This window comes from Bradyrhizobium sp., from assembly GCF_049586575.1.
Taxonomy (GTDB): domain Bacteria; phylum Pseudomonadota; class Alphaproteobacteria; order Rhizobiales; family Xanthobacteraceae; genus Bradyrhizobium.
Map to the genome: position 1 here is coordinate 1 of NZ_JBAVCF010000107.1, position 22,537 is coordinate 22,537.

The window sequence follows — 22,537 nt, forward strand, 5'->3', positions numbered from 1 at the left end:
AGGTCGCTCGCCTGATCAGCCGCGCGCTCCATCACTTCGCTATCTATTTTCATGGTTGCGTATATACGATAATACGAATATATGGTCAAGCAGGAATAACGGCCGGAACGGAATCGGCGGAGGGTTAAACCCCAAAGGAGAATTAGCCATGGCGGAAGTTGTCGTGATCGGAGCCGGTCTCAGCGGGACGCTGATGGCCTATGAATTACTGCCTCAGCTCGGAAAGGCAGATCGCCTGAGCGTGATCTCGCAAGGGGCGGTTTATCACTTTGTACCTTCGAACCCCTGGGTGGCGATTGGCTGGCGCAAGCGCAACGAAATCGAGATCGATCTCGTTGACATCATGAAGCGCAAGGGCATTAAGCTGCTGACCCAGGGCGCCAAGCGCGTCCACCCGGACGAAAATCGCGTCGAGTTCGGCGACGGCTCGTCCATCAATTACGACTACCTCGTCGTCGCGACCGGCCCGGAGCTTGCCTTTGACGAGATTTCGGGATTGGGGCCGCAGGGCCACACCCAATCGATCTGCCACGTCGACCACGCTACAAACGCCAGGGAAGCATTCGAAAAGCTCGCCGCCAAGCCCGGTCCTGTCGTGATCGGCGCGGTGCAGGGCGCATCCTGTTTTGGTCCGGCCTACGAGTTCCTGTTCATCCTGGAGACCGAGCTGCGCCGCCGCAAGCTGCGTGATCAGGTGCCGATGACCTTCGTGACCTCGGAGCCCTATATCGGTCATCTCGGCCTCGACGGTGTCGGCGACACCAAGGGCCTGCTCGAAAGCGAAATGCGCGAGAAGCACATCAAGTGGATCACCAATGCCCGCGTCAACCATGTCGAGCCCGGCATGATGTCGGTGGAGGAATTTGCCGAAAACGGAACGGTCCACAAGGCACATGACCTGCCGTTTGCCTACGCGATGATGCTGCCGGCGTTCCGGGGAGTGGACGCCGTTCGCGGGATCGAGAAGCTGACCAATCCGCGCGGTTTTATCATCGTCGACAAGTATCAGCGCAATCCCGCTTTTCCCAACGTGTTTGCGGTCGGGGTATGCGTCGCGATCGCGCCTGTCGGAGCGACGCCGGTACCGGTCGGCGTTCCGAAGACCGGTTTCATGATCGAATCGATGGTCACGGCGACCGCGATGAATATCGGCTCGCTGCTTCGCGGTGAGACGCCGCACGCGCAGCCGACCTGGAATGCCATCTGCCTCGCAGACTTCGGCGACTCTGGGGTCGCCTTCCTGGCACAGCCGCAAATTCCGCCGCGCAATGTCAACTGGTCGTCGAAAGGCGAGTGGGTCCACTACGCCAAGGTGGCCTTCGAAAAATACTTCCTCCGCAAGATGCGCCGCGGCGAGAGCGAGCCGTTCTACGAGCGCTTCCTGCTCAACCAGCTCAACATCGCCAAGATCAAGGAGGTCAGAACGGGCACATGAGCGAGATGCACCATGTCGTTTGCGGGAATTGCGGGCGGATCAACCGCCTGCCGGCCGAGCGTGCGTCGAAAGACGCGCGCTGCGGCGCCTGCCACCAGCCGATCTTCACCGGCCACCCGATTGAGGTCGATGAGGATGGCTTTGGACGCCACGTCGCCAACAACGATATTCCCGTGCTCGTCGACGTGTGGGCACCCTGGTGCGGCCCGTGCCGCGCGATGGCTCCGATGTTCGAGCGGGCGGCACGGCAGCTTGAGCCGAAGGTTCGGCTGCTGAAGCTGAATTCCGACAAGGCACCGGCGGTATCGTCACGGCTCAATATAATGGGCATCCCAACCCTTCTGCTGATGCGCGGCGGCCGGGAGATTGCGCGTCAGGCCGGTGCCATGGATATGCAAGACATCGTCGCCTGGACCGAGGCGGGTCTCGCCCGTTCGTAACGTCGTTTATTTCCAAAAGGAGTATGCCATGAATATCGACAAAGCTGTTCTGGCCTTCGCGGGATTCGTCGTCCTGCTAGGACTCGCACTTGGCGCCTACGTCAATGCCTACTGGTACCTGCTGACCGCCTTTGCCGGGCTGAACATGATTCAGGCGTCATTCACCGGTTTCTGTCCGGCGGCAATGGTGTTCAAGAAAATCGGATTGCGCGGCGGGTGCGCGTTCAATTGATGGACCCGATTCGAAGAATCGTCGGAACGTCCGCTTGATGCTGCGGAAGCTCGCCAGGGTATCAAGCGTACGGCCGAAGAAACGTTCATCGAGGGACCGCTATACGAAAAGCGTAAGTAGGTCTGCCCGCAGTCGGTGCACGGCAGATTGCGCTGCAGACCATCACGAATCGCCAAACGTCAGAGCAAGAACCAAGGTACACTTGGTCGCTCGAATGACGCAGCGGACGCGATCAGGCTAGCCGAACAGATGAGCGAGCCAAAACGCCGCCCCTGCGGCGAGCCCGCCTACCAGAAGCGTTTGCAGTGCGGACTTCAGCTTGTTCGCGCCGGTAAAGTGACCCTTTATCGCGCCGAAGCACAGTAGAGCCAGACCCGTGGCCGCGATCGAAATCTGTAGGGCTGTGGTAATGTTATGCGTCAGCATATATGGGATTAGCGGAACTAGTCCGCCGACGATATACGAACCTCCAATCGTGGCAGCGCTGATCGGTGCGCGTTTCGGATCGGGTCGCTCAAGCCCCAGTTCGAAGCGCATCATGAAATCGACCCAGCGCTTTCGATCGGCCGCGATGGAGTTCACGACGTCGTCGAGCGCTTTCCCTTGCAAGCCATATTCGCGGAAGATCGTTTGGACCTCTGCGATCTCCTTCTCACGCAGTTGATCGATCTCGTCGTTCTCGCGGCGCTCTTCGGCGGCGTAGTGCTCAGCATCCGTCCGCGCTGCAAGATAGCCGCCGAGCCCCATGGCGATCGCGCCCGCCACGACTTCGGCAAGTCCCGCCGTGACAATGACGTCCGTGCTGACGACCGCGGCCGAAAGACCGGCCGCCAGCGCGAATGGGACAGTGAGGCCGTCGGCCATGCCGATCACCACATCGCGCACCGATTCCGATGCCGTGAAATGCTTTTCGACATGCGGCGTGGCAGGCATACGGTTTCCCTCGGTCGGTCTACAATTCAAGATTTCGGAAAGGCTTACAAATTCGGAAAGGCAACTCCGCTGCCAGACTACGTCGCATGGAATTGAAACGAGCCGCTGGGAGATTTTCGAAATTCAACTGTGTCAACGACCTTTAAGGTTGCCCCCGGTTTCGAGCGAGTCACGTATTGCACTCTGATGGTATGGAACTTCTTGAATGCCGGGGATCCCGCGACCGCCTTCGAAACAATCTGACCAACTACATTTGCCTCGTTATCTCGGCCGGCATGGGTGGCTTCGTTCATATTGCTGTTCACCCGCAACACCGTGAAGGTGCTCCCGCTCACAACGATTTCGACACTCTCTGGCTGTGCGCCAATGGTCTGGACTATCGTTGCTCGCAACTCTCTTAATACCGCAGACGACGTCTGCGCGTTGATCGTCAAATTTCCTTGGGCCAAGAGTAGAAGCAACGCCACCGCGCCAGTGTGGAAGTACCTGAACATCTCATGATCTCCCAGATTTGGCGCCGAAAGCTAAGACCGATATCACCCAAAAGAATTGACGTGAATCAAGCCAAACGGAGGTGCCGACGCTTCTCTGCGACATTGAACGTGGCGGGTTTGCCTTTCCCCCACAGCGGGCGCGCATTACAACTGAGATCGCTTGCGCGGGTGTGGCAGCATCCGACGCAGCGTATTGTCGCCAAAGACAATATGATGAAGGAGCGCCGCCGTCATATGGAAGGCGGCCAAAATCAGGAGAAGATTGGCCAAGACCTCGTGCACTTCCTTGACGCTATGCGCGAATGCCTTGTCGGCAAGCCAAGGCGACCGAATTTCCGCAAGGCCGAATAGCGGCAGCGAATGGCCTTGCGCAAATTGCAGCGCGATGCCCACGGCAGGCACCGCCACTAGCAATGCATAAAGAACGTAATGCATCACACGCGACACTGGATCGGTCCACTCGACCAACCATCTCCCGAATTCAGTAGAAAGAGTCTTGGGAGGAGGATTTGCGATGCGCCAAGGTATTCGCACGAATGCGATTGTCAGAATGGCCAATCCGATCCAGATATGGATCATAAGTCCGGAATCCCGGGCCCGTCCCTCGGAAAGCTCGTCGCCGAACGTGCCTAGCATCCAGGCGACGATCACGAAAGCTACCGTTATCCAGTGCAACGTCTTGGCAACGGGGCCGTAGTCTTCAGTCGCTGTATTTTTCACGGCTTCACCTTTTGAAAGGTAGTAGGTAGTCCCGCCTGATCGGTCGAAGTTGATCTGAATCAATGGAGACATGTCGGTTGATGCATGATCGTTCTCGGGAGGTAGTAGCTTGGAACCCGAACGAACATGAACACTGAGATTATTGTCCCCCGCGAGGATTCGGAGTGGAGCAAATCGATCGGGCCGTTCCTACATCCGGCTTTCGTAGTGTGCCTTGTAATTGTGGTGGCGCTTGCGGTTTGGAAACTGTCCGACGTGCTGGTGCTGGCGTTCGGTGCCGCTCTTCTGGCCTTGTTGTTGCGTGGCCTTGCGCATGAGGTAAGCCGCCGCACACGAATGGCGGAAAGCTGGGCTGTCATCCCGGTCTCGCTCTTGCTCCTCGGATTGATCGCCGCGATCGGCTGGCTGTTCGGTTCGCAAATCACATCCCAGTTCAACCTGCTCACAAAGGACTTGCCGCAGAGTCTCGCTCAGCTCGCCCATGAACTCGGATCGAGTCCGTGGGGCGCATGGCTTCTGGGCCACGCGCAGGATATTAGTCTTGGTAACGCCACCGCGCCAATCGCGACCTACATAGCCGCATTGTTCGGCTCCATCTTCAGGACCGTGGCTTACATCTGCATCCTGCTGTTCGCTGCGCTGTATTTCGCGGTACAGCCCAACCGATATGTCGATGGTGTGTTGCGGCTGGTCCCCGCGCCTCGGCGCGACGGTGCGCGGGAAATGCTTGAGCTTCTTGGGATGACGCTCAGGCGCTGGATCGTTGGCCAGTCGGTCACGATGGCAGTCGTGGGCACTTTCACCGCGATCGGATTGGTGCTGCTCGGCGTCCCCGCGCCCCTAGCATTGGGCTTGATTTCCGGCATGTTTGCCTTCGTTCCATATGTTGGTCCGCTCCTTGCCTCGACGTCCGGGGTTCTGATGGCTTCCATGCAGGGGCCGGAACTGGTTGGTTACGTCGTTGCCCTTTATGCGGCTATTCATTTTGTGGAAAGCAATCTCATAACTCCTTTGGTTCAGGCGGAGGCTATCGAACTGCCGCCGGTTCTCACGCTGTTTGCAACCCTGATCTTCGGTCTTTTATTGGGACCGGTTGGCGTGCTGTTGGCTGCTCCGCTCGCAGTCGTAGTGCTCGTTGCGGTGAACACAATCTACATTGAGGGGATACTCGGCGAACGTCGTGTCTGGCCGTCCAGCTACGAGCCTATGAGAAAAGCCAGGGTGTGATGAGGTTGCGGACGAGCGTTCCCGTCCAGGCACCCACGATGAGGAGGATCAGCCCGGATACCACGCGAACGGCGAAAGCGCGGCTCCCGTTGGCCGACGCAGCGACAATCTTGCTGATTGTGTTCGTCGATAGAGCAGCCAGAATTGGAATGACGGCGTCACCTGGCGGCATCTTCCCGGCAGCAACGAATGAAGCAGCAGAGACGGCAGCTGCGTGAGTATCGGCGAGGCCTGCGACCGCCGCACCGACAATCAAGCCACTTTCTCCGAAGGCCTCCCGCAAGCTGGCCGATATCAGCATGATCGTCGCGAGCATCGCTGCCAGTCCCACTGCCTTCGGCAGGCTGAATGCGCGTCCAGGCGGAAGCTTCTCGGCTTCCTCCTGTTTGAACGCGAGGACTGTGAAGACTGCGCCGTAAGCGGTGACGACCACACCGGCGCAGACCATCGGGAGGGAGAGGTCGATCAATACAGGGATACTGGTTGCGGCAAGCAGCGCCGACATCTGGATGACGGTCGAGGTATTTGAGAGCACTGCGCCACCCACGGTTGCACTGAGCATTTTTGGACTTGCCACCGCGCGCGAGCCCATGGAACTTATTGTTGCGATACTTGAGACGAAGCCGGACGCGAATCCTGTAATCGCGAGCCCGGCGCGCGCACCAAGAATGCGTACCGCAATGTGGCCGGCCGAGCCGATCGCCATGATGAGAACCACGATGATCCAGATCGATCGAGGATTCAGCGCGCCGAACGGGCCGAGCGGTTGGTCGGGGAGTAACGGCAGTACGACCAGCGTCGCGCCGCCAAAAATGAGAGCGTCTTCTAGCTCTGTTTCGGTCAGCGCCGAGCGGGCAAACCGATGCAACGGCGTTCTGGCTGCGAGAAGGCCAGTTACCACGACCGCCAGGCCGGCCGCTAAACCGGGCTTCTGCGTGGCCATGCCGCCAAGCAGGACCGCTAGAACGAGCACGATTTCGGTCGTGAGACCGGGATCGGAGCTGCGGGATCGGAAATACGCAATGCCGGTTAGCACGATCGTGCCAGCCGCAATGATATCGAAAAGCACAGCTCCGCCGGCCAGGAAGCTTACGGCGCCCGTGAGCGAGGCTGCGGCGAAGGTTCGAATTCCGGCTGGCGAGCGCAGTGGACCGCTACCCTTGCGGCGTTCGCGCTCCGCGCCGATCAAGAGCCCGATTCCCAACGCCACTGCCAGACTAACGATCACGTCATCAAAGACTGGCATGTTCCTCCACCTTAGGCCGACGCGGAATTCTCGAACATATTTAATGCTAGATCGAGACATCAACGATCTCTTGATCCATCTCAATGAGCGCCCTTCCGCGAACTTTAAGCTTCCAAATCGGCAGCTACAGGTGTGCTCGTGTTCGGGATCATGTCTAAGAAGGGAAAAGAGTTCAGCTCACTCGACGAAGCAGAAATGCTCATCGAGGGAGCCGAACATGCGGCTCGGTCGCATTGGCTGATTCTCCTTGTCGAGGGAGTTGCACTCGTCGGGTTTGGTGCACTCGCACTCTTTATCGCTCCGTTGATGTCGCTGGGGACCGTTACAGCGCTGGGCTGGTGTTTGCTCTTAGGCGGGATCGCCGCCATGATTGCCTATTTTCCCTACCGGGCGGCGAGAATTTCCTACCTGCTCTTTCTTGCTGCATTCGCCGTGATCGCGGGGCTCGCGTTGTTGGTCAAACCGTGGAGCGGCGCCATTTCGCTCACCGTGATTCTCATCATTTGCCTTGCGCTTCTCGGTGCCGCCAAGCTGACTTTTCCGCTGGAGCGTTCTCGATATCTGTCCGGCTATCGCGGATGGATTCAGGCCAGTAGCGTCGTCGACCTCGTGCTTGCCGGTCTGATGTTCGCCGACCTTCCGGAAACCGCGTTATGGGCTCCCGGAATCCTGCTGGGGGCAAATATGATCCTGGGAGGTATCGCACTCGTTGTGATCGCGCTGCTGGAGCGGCGGAAGCTGGTGGCAAATCACGCAGATCGGCATTCGGTTGGGGTTTGATCCTGACCACCTGCCATCTGCGATAAATCAAATCGCCCGCCGACGCTGAAGCTAGGATTGCATCCGACGTTGCACCGGAGGGTTCGATGGCTATCAAGGATGTTCTGCTCACGCTCACCACTTACCCGGATCCGACACCAGTCTCGGTGGTCGATCGCGCAGTGTCGTTTGCTTCTGCGCTTAACGCACATATCGCCGCGATCGCGTGCGACGTTCACGTCCAGATTCCCGGCACCTTCCTTTCCTTTGGGACGGCTGGGGCTATCGCTGCCCGCGAGGCCCATCGAAGCCACGACAGTGCGCAAGACCTTCTTGCCGCCTTCGAGGCCGCCGCGCAAAGGGCGGACCTGTTGCACGAAATCATTCATGAGAAGAGCGTGAGTTATCGTGTTCCGGAGCGATTGGTGGAATATGCGCGGCTGCGCGATCTTACCATCGTCTCGGTGCCGGCAACGTATGATCAATGGTACGCGGAAGCTATTATCTTCGGATCCGGGCGGCCGACTCTGGTTGTGCCGGAAAGCGCGCCTTCGGGACCGTTTGAGCTGAACATGGTCGTCGTTGCCTGGGATTTCAGTCGCTCGGCTGCGCGAGCAGTCGCCGACGCGATCCCGATCCTGGAGAAGGCCAGGACAGTGCGCATCGTCACCGTGACCAACGAAAAGGTCATCGACGCCAGGCACTCCTCGGACGAAATCGCCAAGAACCTGTCCCGGCACGGGATCGACGTCATCGTGGACCGGGTTGACAGGGCGGGACTGTCGATCGGCGAATCTCTTACGAGGGAAATTGCTTCCCACAACGCGGACCTGCTGGTGATGGGAGCCTACGGCCACTCACGCTTCCGCGAATTCATTCTCGGAGGCGCGACGCAAAGCATGCTTTCGAAGCCGCTCCTTCCCATTCTGTTCTCGCATTAGTCGACGGCGCGAACGTGGAACCTCCGGAGCAGACCAAAGAGGCAACGCGGGGCGCGATCGGACACGCCGTCGAGACGGTAGTGCAAGAACCAGCCGTGATAGCGGTATTTCACGCCCGGGGTCTGTCGAAGACCTATCACATGGGCGAAGTCGACGTGCACGCCTTGCGCGATGTCGACCTCGATATCTTCGAGCGCGAATTCGTCGTCTTGCTCGGCCCGTCGGGTTCGGGAAAGTCGACGCTCCTGAATATTCTTGGCGGGCTGGACAGTCCGACATCCGGCGAGGCTCATTGGCGCGACCACGATCTGGTTGGGGCAGGCGACGCCGAATTGACGCGCTATCGGCGCGAACATGTCGGCTTTGTCTTTCAATTCTACAACCTGATCCCCAGCCTTACAGTGCTGGAGAACGTTGCACTGGTAAATGAGATTGCGGAAAAGCCCCTCGATCCGCTCGAGGTACTCAAGCTCGTCGGTCTCGAGCATCGCATCGACCATTTTCCGTCCCAACTTTCCGGCGGCGAGCAGCAGCGGGTTGCGGTCGCCCGCGCGATCGTCAAGTCTCCCGACGTGCTGTTGTGCGACGAACCGACCGGCGCGCTCGATTGCGACACGGGGAAGATCGTTCTGGCCGCGATCGCCCGCGCCAACGAGCGGTTCGGAACGACGATCGTCATCATCACGCATAACGCGGCGATTGCAGGCATGGCCGACCGCGTACTGCGGTTCGGCGGCGGGCGCATCGTAGGCGAGGAGCGCAATGATCGTCGGCTCTCGGCCGAAGAGGTGCGCTGGTGAGCCTGTTGGATCGCAAACTGCGGCGAGACATCGCTGCCATACGCGGACAGGTGCTCACCATCGCGCTGCTGGTTGGTGCCGGCGTCGCCGTGTTCGTCGGCTCGGTTTCGACCTATGTGTCGCTGCGCGCCGGCTGCGATGCTTTCTATGCAGATGCCCGATTTCCACGAATCTTCGTAACGATGAAGCGAGCGCCGCTGTCGATCGTGCCACGGCTCAATACCATCGTGGGCGTTGTCGCGGTGGAGCCCCGCATCGTGCGCGAGGTCATCGTCGATTGGCCCGCCGCCTCGCAGCCGGTTTCGGCACGTATGATCTCGCTGAGCCGTGCGGGCGATGAACAGCTGGCGCGGTTACATCTGCGGCAAGGGACGGCCCCCGAAGCCGGTTCTGCTCGGGGCGTTGCGGTGAACGAAGCTTTCGCCGAGGCAAATGGTGTCAGGCCGGGCGAAAATATCCGCGTACTCCTCAATGGCAAGCTGGAAAGCTTTCGCGTTTCCGGCATCGCTCTTTCGCCGGAATATATCTACGCCGTGAAGCCGGGACTGCCGATTCCCGACGATCGCCTCTACGCCATTCTTTGGGTCGATCGAAGTGCCGCCGAGTCGGCGTTCGACATGAAAGGCGCATTTAACGACGCCCTCGTTTACCTGGCGCCAGGTGTCAATCCCCAACCGGTCATTGAAGAGCTGGACCGGCTGCTCGAACCGTTTGGTTCGGTTGGTGCCGTCGAGCGGCGCGACCAGCCCTCGAACAGGTTTCTCGAGGACGAGTTGAACCAGCAGAAGGCGATGTCCATCACAATCCCCGTCATCTTCCTGGGTGTTGCGGCTTTTCTGCTCAACGCCGCGCTGGGAAGGTTGGTCAACGCTCAACGCGAGCAGATCGCAGCGCTGAAGGCGCTGGGCTTTCCGACGCTCAATCTCACCTTGCACTACCTGAAGCTCGTCATCGTCATCGTCCTCATTGGATCGGTCCTTGGCGTCGCGGGCGGCTTTGGCTTTGGAAAGGCGATGATGGCGAGCTACCACGGCTTTTTCCGCGTACCGGAACTGCCGTTCGAGTTCGCTCCCTGGACGGCCTTCGCCGGGATAGCGATCAGTCTGGCAGCAGGTTCGCTGGGCGTTTTGACCGCCTTGCGGGAGGTCGTCGGCCTGGCGCCGGCCGTCGCCATGCGCCCAACAGCACCGCTTGGCTTCCGCCGTTCGTGGATCGAGGCCGTTCTTCCGGACAAAGTCGTCACCGCCCGATCGATGATGATGTTGCGCAACATGGCCGGGCGCCCGTTTCGCTCGGTGCTGACGGTGGTCGGTATCGCTTTCGCCGTTCCGATGATGGTGCTTGGGATCTTCTGGCGCGACGCCATCGACCAGATGGTCGAGTTGCAATTCCACCTGGTAGAGCGCGGCAACACCTCGATCACGTTCCCGCATCCGATGGACCATGCGATCGTTCGCGACCTGGCGCGATTGCCCGGCGTGCTGGCGGTCGAAGGGCAGCGGATCGTTCCGGTGCGGCTTCGGGCTGGCCATCGCAGCTACCTGACCTCGGTGATAGGGCTCTCACCGAGCGATGAATTGCGAAGGCCGCACGATGCGGCGCTACGCCCGATATCAGCGTCGCCAGTTGGAATTACGTTGACCCGGCGCCTCGCCGACCGCCTTGAGGTAAGGCAGGGCGAGGTCATTGCGGTCGAGACCATGGAAGGCCGGCGCTCCAAGCTCGATCTTCCTGTGACTACCATCGTCGACGAGTCGATCGGCATGGCATCGTACATGGACATGGATGTCCTCAATCACCTCACTGGCGAGGGCGCGGTGGTTTCGGCCGCGAGCATGTATGTCGAGCCGACCGCGCTGCCATCGCTTGGCCTTAGATTCAAGAATCTCCCAGCGATCGAGTCGGTGACGATGAAGGCTTACACCCTGTCTTCGTTTATGGAGAAAATCGCGGGGCTCGTGTTCGTGAGCGCCGGCATCCTCACGGCCTTTGCGGCCATTATCACGGTCGGCGTTGTCTATAACAGCGCCCGCATAGGCTTGCAGGAACGCGCATGGGAACTGGCAAGCCTCCGGGTGCTCGGCTTCACCCGAGGCGAAGTTGCAAGTATCCTGTTCAGTGAATTCGCAGTCGAAACAGCGCTGGGAATTCCGATCGGGCTCTGGCTATCGCACGAAATCATCGCCTTGATCGCGAGATTCCACTCCAACGACAGCTTCCAGATCCCGCCGGTGATCGAGCCGCGGACTTACCTGATCGCGGCCGGCGTCGTCCTGGCTGCCGCAGCGGCCAGCACCTTCGTGGTGCGCAGGCGAGTCGACCGGCTTGATATGGTTGCAGCTCTCAAGACGAGGGAATGAGGATGCATATCAGCCTTCGCCGCATAGCTATCGCTACGGGAATTTTGGTGACTGCCGCTATCATGGTTTGGGCGGTGATGCCTGGAGCGGTCCCGGTTGAGGCGGCCATCGTCACCAAGCGCCGGTTTGTCGCCAGCATCGATGAGGACGGCAAGACCCGCGTTCGCGAACGCTATGTCGTCGCGGCGCCCCTTGCGGGCCGGCTCGGTCGGATTCGGTTCAAGGTCGGCGACCGGATCAAGGTTGACGATGCGGTCGCGACGATCACGCCGTCGCCTGCGCCGCTCATGGATCCGCGTACACGCCGTGAGGTCGAGGAGCGGCTTGGTACGGCCGAGGCCAATGTCGAGCGGGCAAAGGCGGTCGTCGAGCGCGCGCGCGCTCAAAGCAATCAGGCGAACATGGATCTAAATCGGACACGAACGCTGGCTGAGCGCGGGGCTGCAACTTCTCAGGCGCTGGAGCACGCCGAACTTGCGGTACGTCTGGCGGATCGGGATTTGCGGGCTGCGGAGTTTCTCGATCATGCGGCCGAGCACGAGCTCAGCCAGATGCGCGCCCTGCTGGCTCGATATAGCGGCGACAGCGACGCCAATGAGCCGCCGGAAAGCTGGATGGTAGCCGCGCCTGTCTCGGGCGTCGTGTTGCGGGTCGCGCAGGAGAGCGAAACGATCGTCCAGCCGGGCACGCCACTCCTGGATGTCGGCGATCCGCACGATCTCGAAATCGTGGTGGATGTGCTGAGCACCGACGCCGTCGAGATCAGCCCTGGCGCCGACGTCACAATCGTCCATTGGGGCGGGCAAGCGGCCCTTTCTGGGAGCGTGCGCCGGGTTGAACCGGCAGCTTTTACCAAGATCTCGACACTAGGCGTGGAGGAGCAAAGGGTCAACGTCCTGGTCGACATCACTTCGCCAGCAGAGGACTGGGCGAAGCTCGGTGATGCCTACCAGGTTGACGCACAAATTACCGTCTTCACGCAGGACGATGCAGCGATCATTCCTGCCGGGGCGCTCTTTCGACGTGGTGAACAGTGGAATGTCTTTGTTGTGAAGGATGGGCGTGCACAGACCCGCGATGTTCGGCTCGTTCGTCGCTCGGGCCGCCTCGCTGCAATCGCCTCCGGCTTGAAAGAGGGTGAAGTTGTCATCGTCTACCCCAGCGACCGTGTCGCTTCGGGGGTACGGGTCCAGGTGCGAACGGGGGAGTGACTTCGTAGGATCTTGATTTCGATCAAGACAGGGAGCTAGCTGGAACGGCAAACAGAGCCGATGCGCGCGAGCAGAAGCCGAACTTATCATTTGCAATCGGACAAATCTGACGATGTCGAAATCAGCGGAGAATGTTATCGAAATCCGCGTCGATGAGATCGCGCAGCTTTTCCACACGCTTGATCCGTTTCCATTTCGCGAGAAGGACCTCGACCGGGAGGCCGAAGAATATATTGTGGGATGGGCAAGAGAACTGCCGGCGGACCGGCCGTTCAAGGTCGTCGTTCACTATCCCAACAATGAATCTCAAGCAGACCTTGCACGAGACCTGCCGGAAGCTCTTGGCAAATACTTCGCCGGCCGCGCGGCCGTCATTCAGGGTGACCTCAACGAGCTGTTCCGGATCGGCCGCCGATCTCTTGCCATAGGTGTCGCGATTCTCATCGCTTGTCTGCTTGGAGCAAACCTTGTGTCTGGATTACTGGCGGATGCACCGTCCAGGAGGATTGTGCAGGAAAGCTTCCTGATCCTAGGCTGGGTTGCCAATTGGCGGCCGCTCGAGATCTTCCTTTACGATTGGTGGCCAATCGTGCGGCGACGCGATCTCTACCGTAGGCTGTCGGTTGCGGCCATTGAAAAGAAGCCATACACCCAACAAGGTTCCAGCGTGCGCCGAACCGCTTTCGAACAGCGCACTGCCGTCAAATGAGCACAGTGCCCCTGATCGGTCTTAGCGAAAGCGAGGCGCAAGCTCGGCTTGGCGCTGAAGGCCCGAACGAACTACCCCAACCGGATCGCCGAACCCCGTTCCGCATTGTCCTTGAGGTTCTGCGTGAGCCGATGTTTGCTTTGCTGCTTGGCGGCGGAGCCATCTACGTTCTTCTCGGCGATCTGAAGGAGGCACTTATCCTGCTTGCCTTTGCGTTGCTGTCGATCGTCATTACGGTCGTCCAGGAAACGCGAACCGAGCGCGTCCTCGATGCTCTGCGCAATCTCGCTAGTCCGCGCGCGCTCGTCATTCGAGACGGTAAACGCAAGCGGATCGCTGGACGCGATGTAGCAAGGGGTGATCTTATCGTTTTGTCGGAGGGCGACCGTATTCCAGCCGATGCGCGGTTGATCGAAGCGCAGGATCTGGAAGCTGACGAATCGCTACTGACCGGCGAGTCCGTTCCAGTGGGCAAGCGGCCATCCCGCGAGTCCCTACAGCGCATTCCGGCTCCCGGCGGCGGAGATTCCCCGTACGTCTATTCCGGGTCGCTCGTAGTCCGAGGCAGCGGCTTGGCTCAGGTAGTTGCAACCGGAGCGAGAAGCGAGATGGGCAAGATTGGCCAATTGCTTCACAGCATCGAGACGGAGCCCCCTAAACTTCAGACGCAAACACGCGATCTGGTCCGCCTTGCGGCAATTGGCGGCGGCGCGATCAGCCTGCTTGTGATGGTCCTCTATGGTCTATTTCGCGGCGGATGGCTGGAAGCACTTCTTGCCGGCATCACCATCGGTATGTCGATGTTGCCGGAGGAATTCCCGGTAGTGCTGACGGTTTTCATGGCGATGGGGGCTTGGCGAATCTCGCGAGCCCGAGTGTTGACCCGGCGCTCTACCGCGATCGAAGTGCTAGGCTCGGCAACGGTGCTGTGTACGGACAAGACCGGTACACTGACGGAAAATCGGATGTCGGTCTCAGAACTTAGAACAGCGAACGATAGATGGCGTCGCGGCGGCGCAAGTGTGGTCGGGGAACACTTCCGACAGGTGGTCGCCTATGGCGTTCTGGCGAGCACACCGGAAGCATTCGATCCGATGGAAACAGCGCTACGCGATCTCGCGGATAGTTTGTTCGGACAAGGAAGTTTGCCCGTCGAAGCAAAGCTGGAAAGGACCTACGGCTTGAGGCCGGAGCTTCTTGCGGTCACGCAGGTCTGGGCGCCCAGTGACGGCGGCTCGCTCATCGTGGCGACGAAAGGTGCGCCCGAGGCCGTTGGCCGCCTGTGTCGGCTTTCGGATAGCGAGAGAAATGATCTCACGGCTTCGGTGGATCCGATGGCGGCGGAGGGGATGCGTGTTCTGGCCGTCGCGCGGGCACGCAGCATCGATGGAACTCTGCCCATGGCGCCCACCGACCTTACTTTTGAACTGCTCGGCCTCGTTGGATTCGCTGATCCGCTGCGAGCGAGCGTTCCGGGAGCGGTCCGACAGTGCCAGGCGGCCGGCATCAGGATTGTGATGATTACTGGCGACTATCCTGCAACCGCCGTTGCCATCGCGGGCCAGGCTGGTCTTGCGTCCAGCGACACGGTCACCGGCGACGTGATCGCGGGGCAGAGTGCCGTTCAACTGATCTCGTGCGTACAGAACGTGTCAATATTCGCGCGAATCGTGCCCGAACAAAAGCTGCGTATTGTGGAAGCACTGAAGGCCGACGGGCAAATCGTCGCCATGACCGGCGACGGTGTCAACGATGCGCCCTCGCTAAAAGCTGCACATATCGGCATTGCCATGGGAGGCCGCGGCACGGATGTCGCGCGCGAGGCGTCATCCATCGTGCTGCTCGACGACGATTTCGGATCGATAGTCACTGCAATCCGGCTAGGTCGGCGCATCTATGACAACCTCCGCAAGGCGATGACGTTCATTGTGGCCGTTCACGTGCCAATCGCTGGACTGGCGCTGTTGCCGCTAATCCTCGGTTTGCCGATCATCTTCGGTCCGATCCATATTGCTTTTCTCGAATTGATTATCGATCCGGTTTGCTCGCTGGTTTTCGAGGCGGAGAAAGAGGAGGACAATGTCATGCGCCGACCGCCCCGTTCGCCAGCAGAGCCGCTACTGCCTCGCCGTTTAGTGATATGGGGCGTGGTGCAAGGCGCTCTTACCTTCGCGATGGCCGGCGCCATTTTTGTCCTTGCGACCAGGAACGCCATGCCGGAAAACGAAGTGAGGGCGCTCACGTTCGTGGCGCTCGTCCTCGGCATCTTCGGATTAATTCTCGTGAACCGCTCCTTCAGTTCTTCTTCGGTAAAGGCGCTGCTTCGTCCCAATGTGGCGCTGGCGTCAATCTTGCTCGGCGTCTGCCTGCTGCTAGGCTTGTGCTTGACGCTCCTGCCTCTGCGCCGGCTGTTTCACTTCGGCCCACTGCATGCCGATGACCTGGCGCTGACGGCGGGCGCGACACTGCTAGCTCTTGCGGCAATGGAACTGCTCAAGCCGCTCTGGACGCAACGCTGCTGAGCGGGTTCACAGTTCAGTGCAGAGCGACCTGATCCGAATTCTTCAATTGTGCTCGGCCTTGCCATTGCTCTGGCCCGGAGAGACTTTCCAGTCCCGGCCCGGCTTCCGATGGTCCCAATCGATACCCGGACCCATCCGGTCCAGCATACGATCGTTTTGACCGTTTTCTTTCGCAGCGCTTGAACCCGGTTGACGCTGAGCAGGCTGCGACACGTTTGGTGACGGCAGCTTCTGGTCTTGAGCCATCGAAGGCGTTAGCGGGACAAGAAGGATAATCACGAGAAAAAGGGCGCGCATAGTACAATCTCCCCAGTCATCTAACGACATCATGATCCTGTTCGACGGGGCCTGGTTGATTTGGATCAGGACTCCCTGGCTATTCCGACGGAAGAGGGGAGGCAGGGTTTGTTGCATCGCCTGAAAAGGACCGCGAGGCGGGCGGCTGCCGGCCATTTGATTGATCAAGGTCAAGACGCTCGGACTGCGGTGAAGTAAGCAGTTTTCTCCACATTCGGAGGCCGATAACCATGGCTGAGACAGTCGAAAGCTTGCCAGTCGTTCGGCGCCCCCTGGCGGCGGTCCCCCCAAAGCCGTGCCCGCCTCCGCCGTCGCCTGTGGCCAATTTGCCGTCATTCGAGACGTTCGATCGCGTCGGCCGCAGCATGATTGCGCGGTTAACCGCGGGTATTTCGCCGCACGCGCAGGCGAGCGCCTGGTTCGATTGGTGTTCGCATTTACTGCGCGCGCCAGGGCGGCAGGTCGAGTTGGCGGCGCTAGGTGTCGTGCTGGCCGCTCGGCTTGCCGCGCTCATGACCGGCAGCGCCGAACCCTTACTCAAGCCGGACCCGATCGACCATCGTTTCGATAACGAAGCCTGGCAAAAAAACCCATTCCTCTGGTGGCAACAGGCGTTCCTTGCCCAGGAAGAATGGTGGCGAAGCGCCACGCGACCGCCGCGGGGCATGAAGATACGAGATGCCGAACGGGTCGGATTCATGATCCACCAGTACCTCGATGCCTTCTCTCCTTCCAATTTGGCCTGGATGAATCCGGAAGTCATCGACCGTACGATCAAGGAATCCGGTGCCAATCTTTTTCGCGGCATGCGGAATTTTTGGGAAGACTGGACCCAGGCGATGGCGATGGTGCCACAGAAGCCTGACCCGCACTACCGGGTCGGCGAGAACATCGCGGCGACCGCAGGCCAGGTCATTTTTCGAAATGAATTGATGGAATTGATTCAGTACAGCCCGACTACGCCAAATGTCCTGGCCGAGCCCGTCCTGATCGTCCCCGCCTGGATCATGAAATACTACGTTCTCGACCTCGTGCCGGACCGTTCGCTGGTGCGGTATCTGGTCGATCGCGGCATCACCGTCTTTATGATTTCCTGGCACAATCCGACCCCGGCAGATCGTGACGTCTCGCTCGATGCTTACCGCACCGGTGGCGTCATGGCGGCACTTTCCGTGGTTAATGCCGTGATGCCTGATCGGAAGGTCCACGCGTGCGGCTATTGTCTTGGCGGCACGTTGCTTGCGATTGCCGCGGCCACCATGGCGCGCGACGGCGACGATCGCTTCAAGACGGTGACCCTCCTTGCAGGCCAAACAGACTTCAGCGAGGCAGGCGAACTGATGCTGTTCGTCGACGAAAGCCAGGTCGCCTTTCTCGAGGACATGATGTGGGATCAGGGCGTACTCGATTCCGCACAGATGAGCGCCGCCTTTCGGACGCTTCGCAGCGACGATCTGGTCTGGTCAAAGGCGACGCGCAACTACCTTCTGGGCGACCGGGAGCCGGTGAGTGATCTCATGGCCTGGAATGCCGACTCCACGCGTTTGCCCTATCTGATGCACTCGCAATATCTCCGCGGACTGTTTTTGGAAAACCGGCTCACCGCCGGGCGATTTGCCGTCGAGGGCAGTGTCGTCGCACTCAAGGATCTGCGCGTGCCCATGTTCGTTGTCGGAACGGAGACCGACCACATTGCGCCATGGCAGTCAGTTTACAAGGCTCATCTCTTCACCGACAACGAACTCACGTTTCTTTTGACCAATGGCGGCCACAACACGGGTATCGTTTCGGAGCCGGGCCACAAAGGGCGTCACTATGACATTGCAACTCGCCAGGCCGGCGATCGTTACGTCGACGCCTCGACATGGCGCTCGCGCGCGAGGCGGGTAGAGGGCTCGTGGTGGCCCGAGTGGGCACGCTGGCTCTTCGCCAACAGCGACGTTCAACGCATCGCACCGCCCGGCACAGGAGCGCCGGCACGGGGTATCGTCCCGCTATGCCCTGCACCTGGCACGTATGTTCTTCAACGATAAGTGTCGCAAAATACGCAGTCGCTTGAGCGGATAGTTGTCAAAAAGGAGCGTCGGGATGGATCGGGTCAAGATCACCTACTTTACTGACGCTTTGTGCGTGTGGGCCTACGTCTCGCAGGTCCGCATGGACGAATTGAAGGCCAATTTCGAGGACGCTGCCGAACTCGACAGCCGCTATTTTCATGTCTTCGGCGACGTCGCGAACAAGATTGAAACGGCATGGCGCGAGCGCGGTGGCCTTGCCGCGTATCGAAGCCATGTACGGGAAATCGTCGAGAGATTCGGCCATGTCGAATTTCACGAGAACACGTGGAATATCGACGTTCCCAAATCCTCCATGCCCGCCCATCTTTTCCTGTGTGCGATCAGATGCGCGGAGTCTTCCGGCAGATTTGCCCCCGATGCCGGGAATCGCGCGGCTTGGGCAGTGCGCGAGGCCTTCTTTCGGCACGGGCGCAATGTCTCGCGGGCAAAGGTGCTGCTCGAAATTGCGGAATCGATCGGCCTGCCCGTTGCCGATATTGAGGATGCCATCGGTACCGGCGCAGCGCATGCCGCTTTGGGCGGTGATCTGGAGATCGCTCGCGCCCAATCGATCACGGCAAGCCCAACGCTTCTGTTCAACGAAGGCAGGCAGCGCCTCACAGGAAATGTCGGCTATCGGATTATCGAGGCCAATATCCGCGAACTGCTTGAGCGGGCACCCGGGCAATTGTCATGGTGTTGAGTTCGTCCACCCGGCTTGCGGCGGCTTGGCCGAGACAATCATTCTAAACTGCCGAGCCGTGCCGGCTGAGGCTTCGCCGCTTGATCTATGTCAACGGTCTGATGCGACGCCTGAGCAAAAAATGAAACATTGGCGGAGCACGGTTATGTCAGTCGCAACAGTCATGGTCTACGTCGAGCCTGCGCAACAGGCAGAGGAGCAAGTGAGCGTGGCGCGAGCCATCGCCGCAAAGTTCGACGCTTCAGTCATAGGCGTTTCCGCGTTTGCAATTGAGCCCGACTTCGTCGCCGAGGGTGTGATCATTCAGGAAACCACGACCGAAGACATCAGGCGAATGAAAGCCGAACTTGCCGAAAAAGAACGGTGGTTTCGGGAAGTCGTTGGCCTGCCGGCCGAGAGAGTGGAGTGGCGTTGGGATGTCGAATATCCGCTCGGTTTCCTCGCGAGCGAGGCGAGGGCGGCCGATCTGGTCGTACTGAAGAGCACGTACCGCAAGGTAGATCCCTATCATCTGGTTGACCCCGCGGGAGCGGTCTTGCGAATGGGCCGGCCGACCGTTCTGGTGCCCGAGCATGTTCGTGAATTGCAGGCTGATCGAGTCGTGATTGGCTGGAAGGACACGAGAGAGGCGCGTCTTGCAGTTCATGATGCGCTGCCGTTCCTGAAGCAAGCGTCTCAGGTAACGATTGTCGAGATCTGCGCGTCGGACGAACAGGATCTTGCACGACGGCGTGTCCGCGATGTTGCAAAGCATTTACGGGGGCATGGAGTGAAATCCGAAACCGATGTGCGCGTTCACATGGCCGAATCCGATGCGCATCAGCTCGTTCGTTTGGCAAAAGAAAATGGCGCCGATTTGATCGTGACAGGCGCTTATGGCCACAGTCGGTTGGGCGAATGGGTATTCGGAGGCATGACGCGCGGGCTTTTGGATGAGGCGCCGTTTTGCCTCATGATGTCACATTAGGCGCGCCAACCAGAGCCCGGAGGTCGAAGCTTATTTGGCTTCCGGGCGTGCGGGATTTGCGGCTCGACCTGTTTCGAGGTCTTTCGCTATGGTGGATCTTTATCGACCATATCCCGGAACTCTATTTCAATAATCTCACCCCCAGAAACTTCGGGTTCAGCGACGCCGCAGAGATTCTTGTCTTTTTGTCAGGACTGGCGTCGGGAAAGGTCTACGGAGGGGTTGCCAAGCACGCAGGGCTGAGGATTGCGTTATTGCGCGTCCTGCGTCGCGCCGTCGAAATCTACACCGCGCAGATCGTCACGGTCATGGCCCTCCTGGCAGAGGTCGCTCTCTTTGCCATTCGACAACCGGCGCTGCTGGATCACGCCAACCTCGCCATCTTCTTCGCCAACCCGTTTGAGACGATATCTCAAGCGGCGATGTTGAGATACTCGCCGGTCAACCTCGATCCGTTGCTGCTGATGGTCATCCTGCATTTCGCCCTGGTGCTGATCTTGCCGGCGATGATCCTCTGGCCAACCCAGACCCTGATCGCATCGGCACTGCTCTATTCCGCGTCCCACTGGCTTGACTGGTCGATATCAGCCTACCCAAAGGGCCTTATCTACTTCAATCCCGTGAACTGGCAGTTGCTCTACGTGATCGGCGTGTGGTGGGGAATCTCTCCTTCCGAGAAACAACCTCGCATCCTCAAGTCGCCGGTTTTGGCTGGCGTGGCTGTGGTCTATTTATTGCTGAGCTTCTTCATCACATTGGGCTGGCGTTTCCACTCGCTCGAGGCCTACGTGCCGAGGATGATCGCGGATTCGATCTATCCCATCGAGAAGGGCGATCTGGATGTCCTGCGGCTGATCCACTTCCTGGCGCTAGCACTGCTGTGTTGGCGTCTCCTTCCTCGCGGCCTTTCGCCGTTGACCGCCCGGTTCCTGCGTCCGCTGGTTCAATGTGGTGAATATTCGCTCGCGATCTACTGCATCAGCGTGCTGCTCTCGTTTGCCGCGCACGCAATCTTGAGTACTGGCTGGAACAATCTGGCCTTGCAAACCATGCTCTCCGCCGCAGGACTTGCCATCCTCGCCGCGGTTGCAGGCTTCATTGCAAGGGTCGATCAAGCAGGTAGGGCTCATCCGCGCACTCTATAGCTGGAAAAGCCGGACTCAAGAGTCCGGGACGAAAGGAAATCTCGTTGTTGTCATCGGCGCATGACTAAAGCGTCGACATAGTCGAATTGTCTCCTTCTGGCCCCCAAAGCGGATGAGGTAGATGGCTCCCGCTCACGGCATCCAAGTACCAGGGTGTGAAGGCCGTCAGGCGTTCACGAGCAAAATGGGAGCCATCCGCTATGCAGCGATGATTTCTCCATGCCACTGATTCGAAGCTTCTCCCGGTTCGTCTGTGCGATGTAGTGCGCAGGCATCCTCGGGCCGGTCCAACCAAACATGGCCATCATCATAAGGGGCGACCTCCGCGCGGGCCTTGCGTACCCGTGTTGGCAGCGTTGACGCCGGCGAGGACCGCGTATTTTTTCAACTTCGCCGCCCATGCTTTTTGTTCGTCGGACGACGCGACCACGCACGATCTCGCCGGTGAATGACGTACGCCGGATCTCAAGAATGATGTGCCGGCACGACAAACTTAGGCATCAAACAAATCGTCTGAAGGATAGGTTGTGACGGTCTGGTCGTCGGTGCTTTGGACTGATCACCTTGATTTGTATCCTAAAATCAGATCGATAGGTCGATGCAAGACGATCGAGTGGGAGTGATGCCGAAGGGCGCGTTCCTTTAACACATTTCGTATATACAAAATGCTTGATGAGCGTCCAAATTGTAACTACAATTAAATCGTGAAGATCGTTTGGGACGAGCCGAAGCGCCTTGCCAACCTGGAAAAGCACGGGTTGGATTTTGCTGATTTGAACGAGCTCTTTTTCGACAGCGCGCTGATCGTTCCGTCGCATGGCAAGGCGAGGCGTTGGGTCGGCATCGGCGTCAATATCCGCGGTGTCATCGTCGTGGTGTTTGCCCGCCTCGGACGCGAAGGCATCAGCATCATCAGCATGCGGCCCGCGAGCAAAGATGAAAGGAAGCGCTACTATGAAAACCGCTAAAAAGCGTCGTGGCTTTAGTGACAAGGACCTGCGCGAAGTCAGCGACAGCCCCGAGTTGACCAAGGCGGATTTCGCCAAAGCAAAGCCATTCGCGGAAGTCTTCCCCGATCTTTCAGCTTCGATCCGTCGAGGTCGCGGCCCGAACAAAGCGCCGACCAAGAAGCAGGTGTCGCTGCGTCTAAGTCCGGAGGTGATTCAGCATTTTAAGAAAGGAGGGAAGGGCTGGCAGTCGCGGATAGATGAGACCTTGCAAAGGGTCATAAGGCGTAAGGCCTCGTAAGCGCTGGTTCGGGAGCGTCGCTAAGACCGGTCGTGGGCCTGTGCGCGGTGACCTCGACTGACAGCATGACTGCGGACTTCTACGCCTCCGA

The 22,537-nt window shown here is 59.3% G+C and carries 22 protein-coding genes; 17 read left to right on the forward strand and 5 right to left on the reverse strand.

Going from position 1 to position 22,537, the window contains the following annotated elements; translation table 11 throughout:
• Positions 1–148: 148 nt before the first annotated feature.
• From WB528_RS03750 to WB528_RS03760, 3 genes are read left to right on the forward strand one after another with little or no spacing between them, the layout of a single operon-like run.
• A complete protein-coding gene (locus WB528_RS03750; protein ID WP_423887086.1) occupies positions 149–1,435 on the forward strand; it encodes an NAD(P)/FAD-dependent oxidoreductase in 1,287 nt (428 codons plus the stop codon).
• Complete coding sequence (trxC, locus tag WB528_RS03755; protein ID WP_423887087.1) at positions 1,432–1,875, forward strand: thioredoxin TrxC; 444 nt, start codon at positions 1,432–1,434, stop codon at positions 1,873–1,875. Before WB528_RS03750 ends, trxC begins: the two co-directional genes overlap by 4 nt.
• A gap of 28 nt (positions 1,876–1,903) precedes the next feature.
• A complete protein-coding gene (locus WB528_RS03760) occupies positions 1,904–2,107 on the forward strand; it encodes a YgaP family membrane protein (protein ID WP_423887088.1) in 204 nt (67 codons plus the stop codon).
• A gap of 237 nt (positions 2,108–2,344) precedes the next feature.
• On the opposite strand, the gene WB528_RS03765 is transcribed toward WB528_RS03760, so the two are convergent.
• From WB528_RS03765 to WB528_RS03775, 3 genes are all read right to left on the reverse strand, one after another.
• A complete protein-coding gene (locus WB528_RS03765; RefSeq protein ID WP_423887089.1) occupies positions 2,345–3,040 on the reverse strand; it encodes a VIT1/CCC1 transporter family protein in 696 nt (231 codons plus the stop codon).
• A 77-nt stretch (positions 3,041–3,117) separates the two neighbouring features.
• Positions 3,118–3,534, reverse strand: a complete 417-nt coding sequence (locus WB528_RS03770) for a hypothetical protein (RefSeq protein WP_423887090.1) — start codon at positions 3,532–3,534, stop codon at positions 3,118–3,120.
• A gap of 144 nt (positions 3,535–3,678) precedes the next feature.
• Positions 3,679–4,254 carry a cytochrome b gene (locus WB528_RS03775; RefSeq protein WP_423887107.1) on the reverse strand — a complete coding sequence of 192 codons (576 nt, stop codon included), beginning with the start codon at positions 4,252–4,254 and terminating at the stop codon, positions 3,679–3,681.
• A gap of 126 nt (positions 4,255–4,380) precedes the next feature.
• On the opposite strand from WB528_RS03775, the gene WB528_RS03780 reads away from it, so the two are divergent.
• Positions 4,381–5,481: an AI-2E family transporter gene (locus tag WB528_RS03780; RefSeq protein ID WP_423887091.1), complete on the forward strand. Its 1,101-nt coding sequence runs from the start codon at positions 4,381–4,383 to the stop codon at positions 5,479–5,481.
• On the opposite strand, the gene WB528_RS03785 is transcribed toward WB528_RS03780, so the two are convergent.
• Positions 5,459–6,727 carry an MgtC/SapB family protein gene (locus WB528_RS03785; protein WP_423887092.1) on the reverse strand — a complete coding sequence of 423 codons (1,269 nt, stop codon included), beginning with the start codon at positions 6,725–6,727 and terminating at the stop codon, positions 5,459–5,461. The genes WB528_RS03780 and WB528_RS03785 overlap by 23 nt on opposite strands.
• Before the next feature lie 138 nt (positions 6,728–6,865).
• Here WB528_RS03785 and WB528_RS03790 point away from each other — a divergent pair, with 138 nt between their 5' ends.
• From WB528_RS03790 to WB528_RS03820, 7 genes are all read left to right on the forward strand, one after another.
• On the forward strand, positions 6,866–7,507 hold the full coding sequence (locus WB528_RS03790; protein WP_423887093.1) for an HdeD family acid-resistance protein: 642 nt from the start codon (positions 6,866–6,868) through the stop codon (positions 7,505–7,507).
• Positions 7,508–7,593: 86 nt separating this feature from the next.
• Positions 7,594–8,427 (forward strand): universal stress protein, encoded by an 834-nt coding sequence (locus WB528_RS03795; RefSeq protein WP_423887095.1) that lies wholly within the window; start codon positions 7,594–7,596, stop codon positions 8,425–8,427.
• Positions 8,428–8,567: 140 nt separating this feature from the next.
• A complete protein-coding gene (locus WB528_RS03800; RefSeq protein WP_423887108.1) occupies positions 8,568–9,227 on the forward strand; it encodes an ABC transporter ATP-binding protein in 660 nt (219 codons plus the stop codon).
• A complete protein-coding gene (locus tag WB528_RS03805; RefSeq protein WP_423887096.1) occupies positions 9,224–11,587 on the forward strand; it encodes an ABC transporter permease in 2,364 nt (787 codons plus the stop codon). The genes WB528_RS03800 and WB528_RS03805 overlap by 4 nt, the downstream gene beginning before the upstream one ends.
• Before the next feature lie 2 nt (positions 11,588–11,589).
• On the forward strand, positions 11,590–12,798 hold the full coding sequence (locus tag WB528_RS03810; RefSeq protein WP_423887097.1) for an efflux RND transporter periplasmic adaptor subunit: 1,209 nt from the start codon (positions 11,590–11,592) through the stop codon (positions 12,796–12,798).
• A gap of 112 nt (positions 12,799–12,910) precedes the next feature.
• Complete coding sequence (locus tag WB528_RS03815) at positions 12,911–13,507, forward strand: hypothetical protein (RefSeq protein ID WP_423887098.1); 597 nt, start codon at positions 12,911–12,913, stop codon at positions 13,505–13,507.
• Entirely contained in the window at positions 13,504–16,029 is a 2,526-nt protein-coding gene (locus WB528_RS03820; RefSeq protein ID WP_423887099.1) for a cation-translocating P-type ATPase, read from the forward strand. The genes WB528_RS03815 and WB528_RS03820 overlap by 4 nt, the downstream gene beginning before the upstream one ends.
• A 42-nt stretch (positions 16,030–16,071) precedes the next feature.
• Here WB528_RS03820 and WB528_RS03825 read toward each other — a convergent pair whose 3' ends face one another.
• Positions 16,072–16,326 carry a hypothetical protein gene (locus tag WB528_RS03825; RefSeq protein WP_423887100.1) on the reverse strand — a complete coding sequence of 85 codons (255 nt, stop codon included), beginning with the start codon at positions 16,324–16,326 and terminating at the stop codon, positions 16,072–16,074.
• Between the two features lie 230 nt (positions 16,327–16,556).
• Here WB528_RS03825 and WB528_RS03830 point away from each other — a divergent pair, with 230 nt between their 5' ends.
• The 6 genes from WB528_RS03830 (at position 16,557) to WB528_RS03855 (ending at position 22,446) form a co-directional block, all read left to right on the forward strand.
• On the forward strand, positions 16,557–18,359 hold the full coding sequence (locus WB528_RS03830) for a PHA/PHB synthase family protein (protein WP_423887101.1): 1,803 nt from the start codon (positions 16,557–16,559) through the stop codon (positions 18,357–18,359).
• A 55-nt stretch (positions 18,360–18,414) separates the two neighbouring features.
• Complete coding sequence (locus WB528_RS03835; RefSeq protein ID WP_423887102.1) at positions 18,415–19,086, forward strand: DsbA family oxidoreductase; 672 nt, start codon at positions 18,415–18,417, stop codon at positions 19,084–19,086.
• A 163-nt stretch (positions 19,087–19,249) separates the two neighbouring features.
• Positions 19,250–20,053, forward strand: a complete 804-nt coding sequence (locus WB528_RS03840) for a universal stress protein (protein WP_423887103.1) — start codon at positions 19,250–19,252, stop codon at positions 20,051–20,053.
• A 47-nt stretch (positions 20,054–20,100) separates the two neighbouring features.
• The gene (locus tag WB528_RS03845; RefSeq protein WP_423887104.1) at positions 20,101–21,198 is read left to right on the forward strand and encodes an OpgC domain-containing protein; all 1,098 of its coding nucleotides are present in this window, start codon (positions 20,101–20,103) and stop codon (positions 21,196–21,198) included.
• A gap of 773 nt (positions 21,199–21,971) precedes the next feature.
• Entirely contained in the window at positions 21,972–22,166 is a 195-nt protein-coding gene (locus WB528_RS03850) for a hypothetical protein (protein ID WP_423887105.1), read from the forward strand.
• Positions 22,153–22,446 carry a BrnA antitoxin family protein gene (locus WB528_RS03855; RefSeq protein ID WP_423887106.1) on the forward strand — a complete coding sequence of 98 codons (294 nt, stop codon included), beginning with the start codon at positions 22,153–22,155 and terminating at the stop codon, positions 22,444–22,446. The genes WB528_RS03850 and WB528_RS03855 overlap by 14 nt, the downstream gene beginning before the upstream one ends.
• The last annotated feature ends 91 nt before the right edge of the window (positions 22,447–22,537 follow it).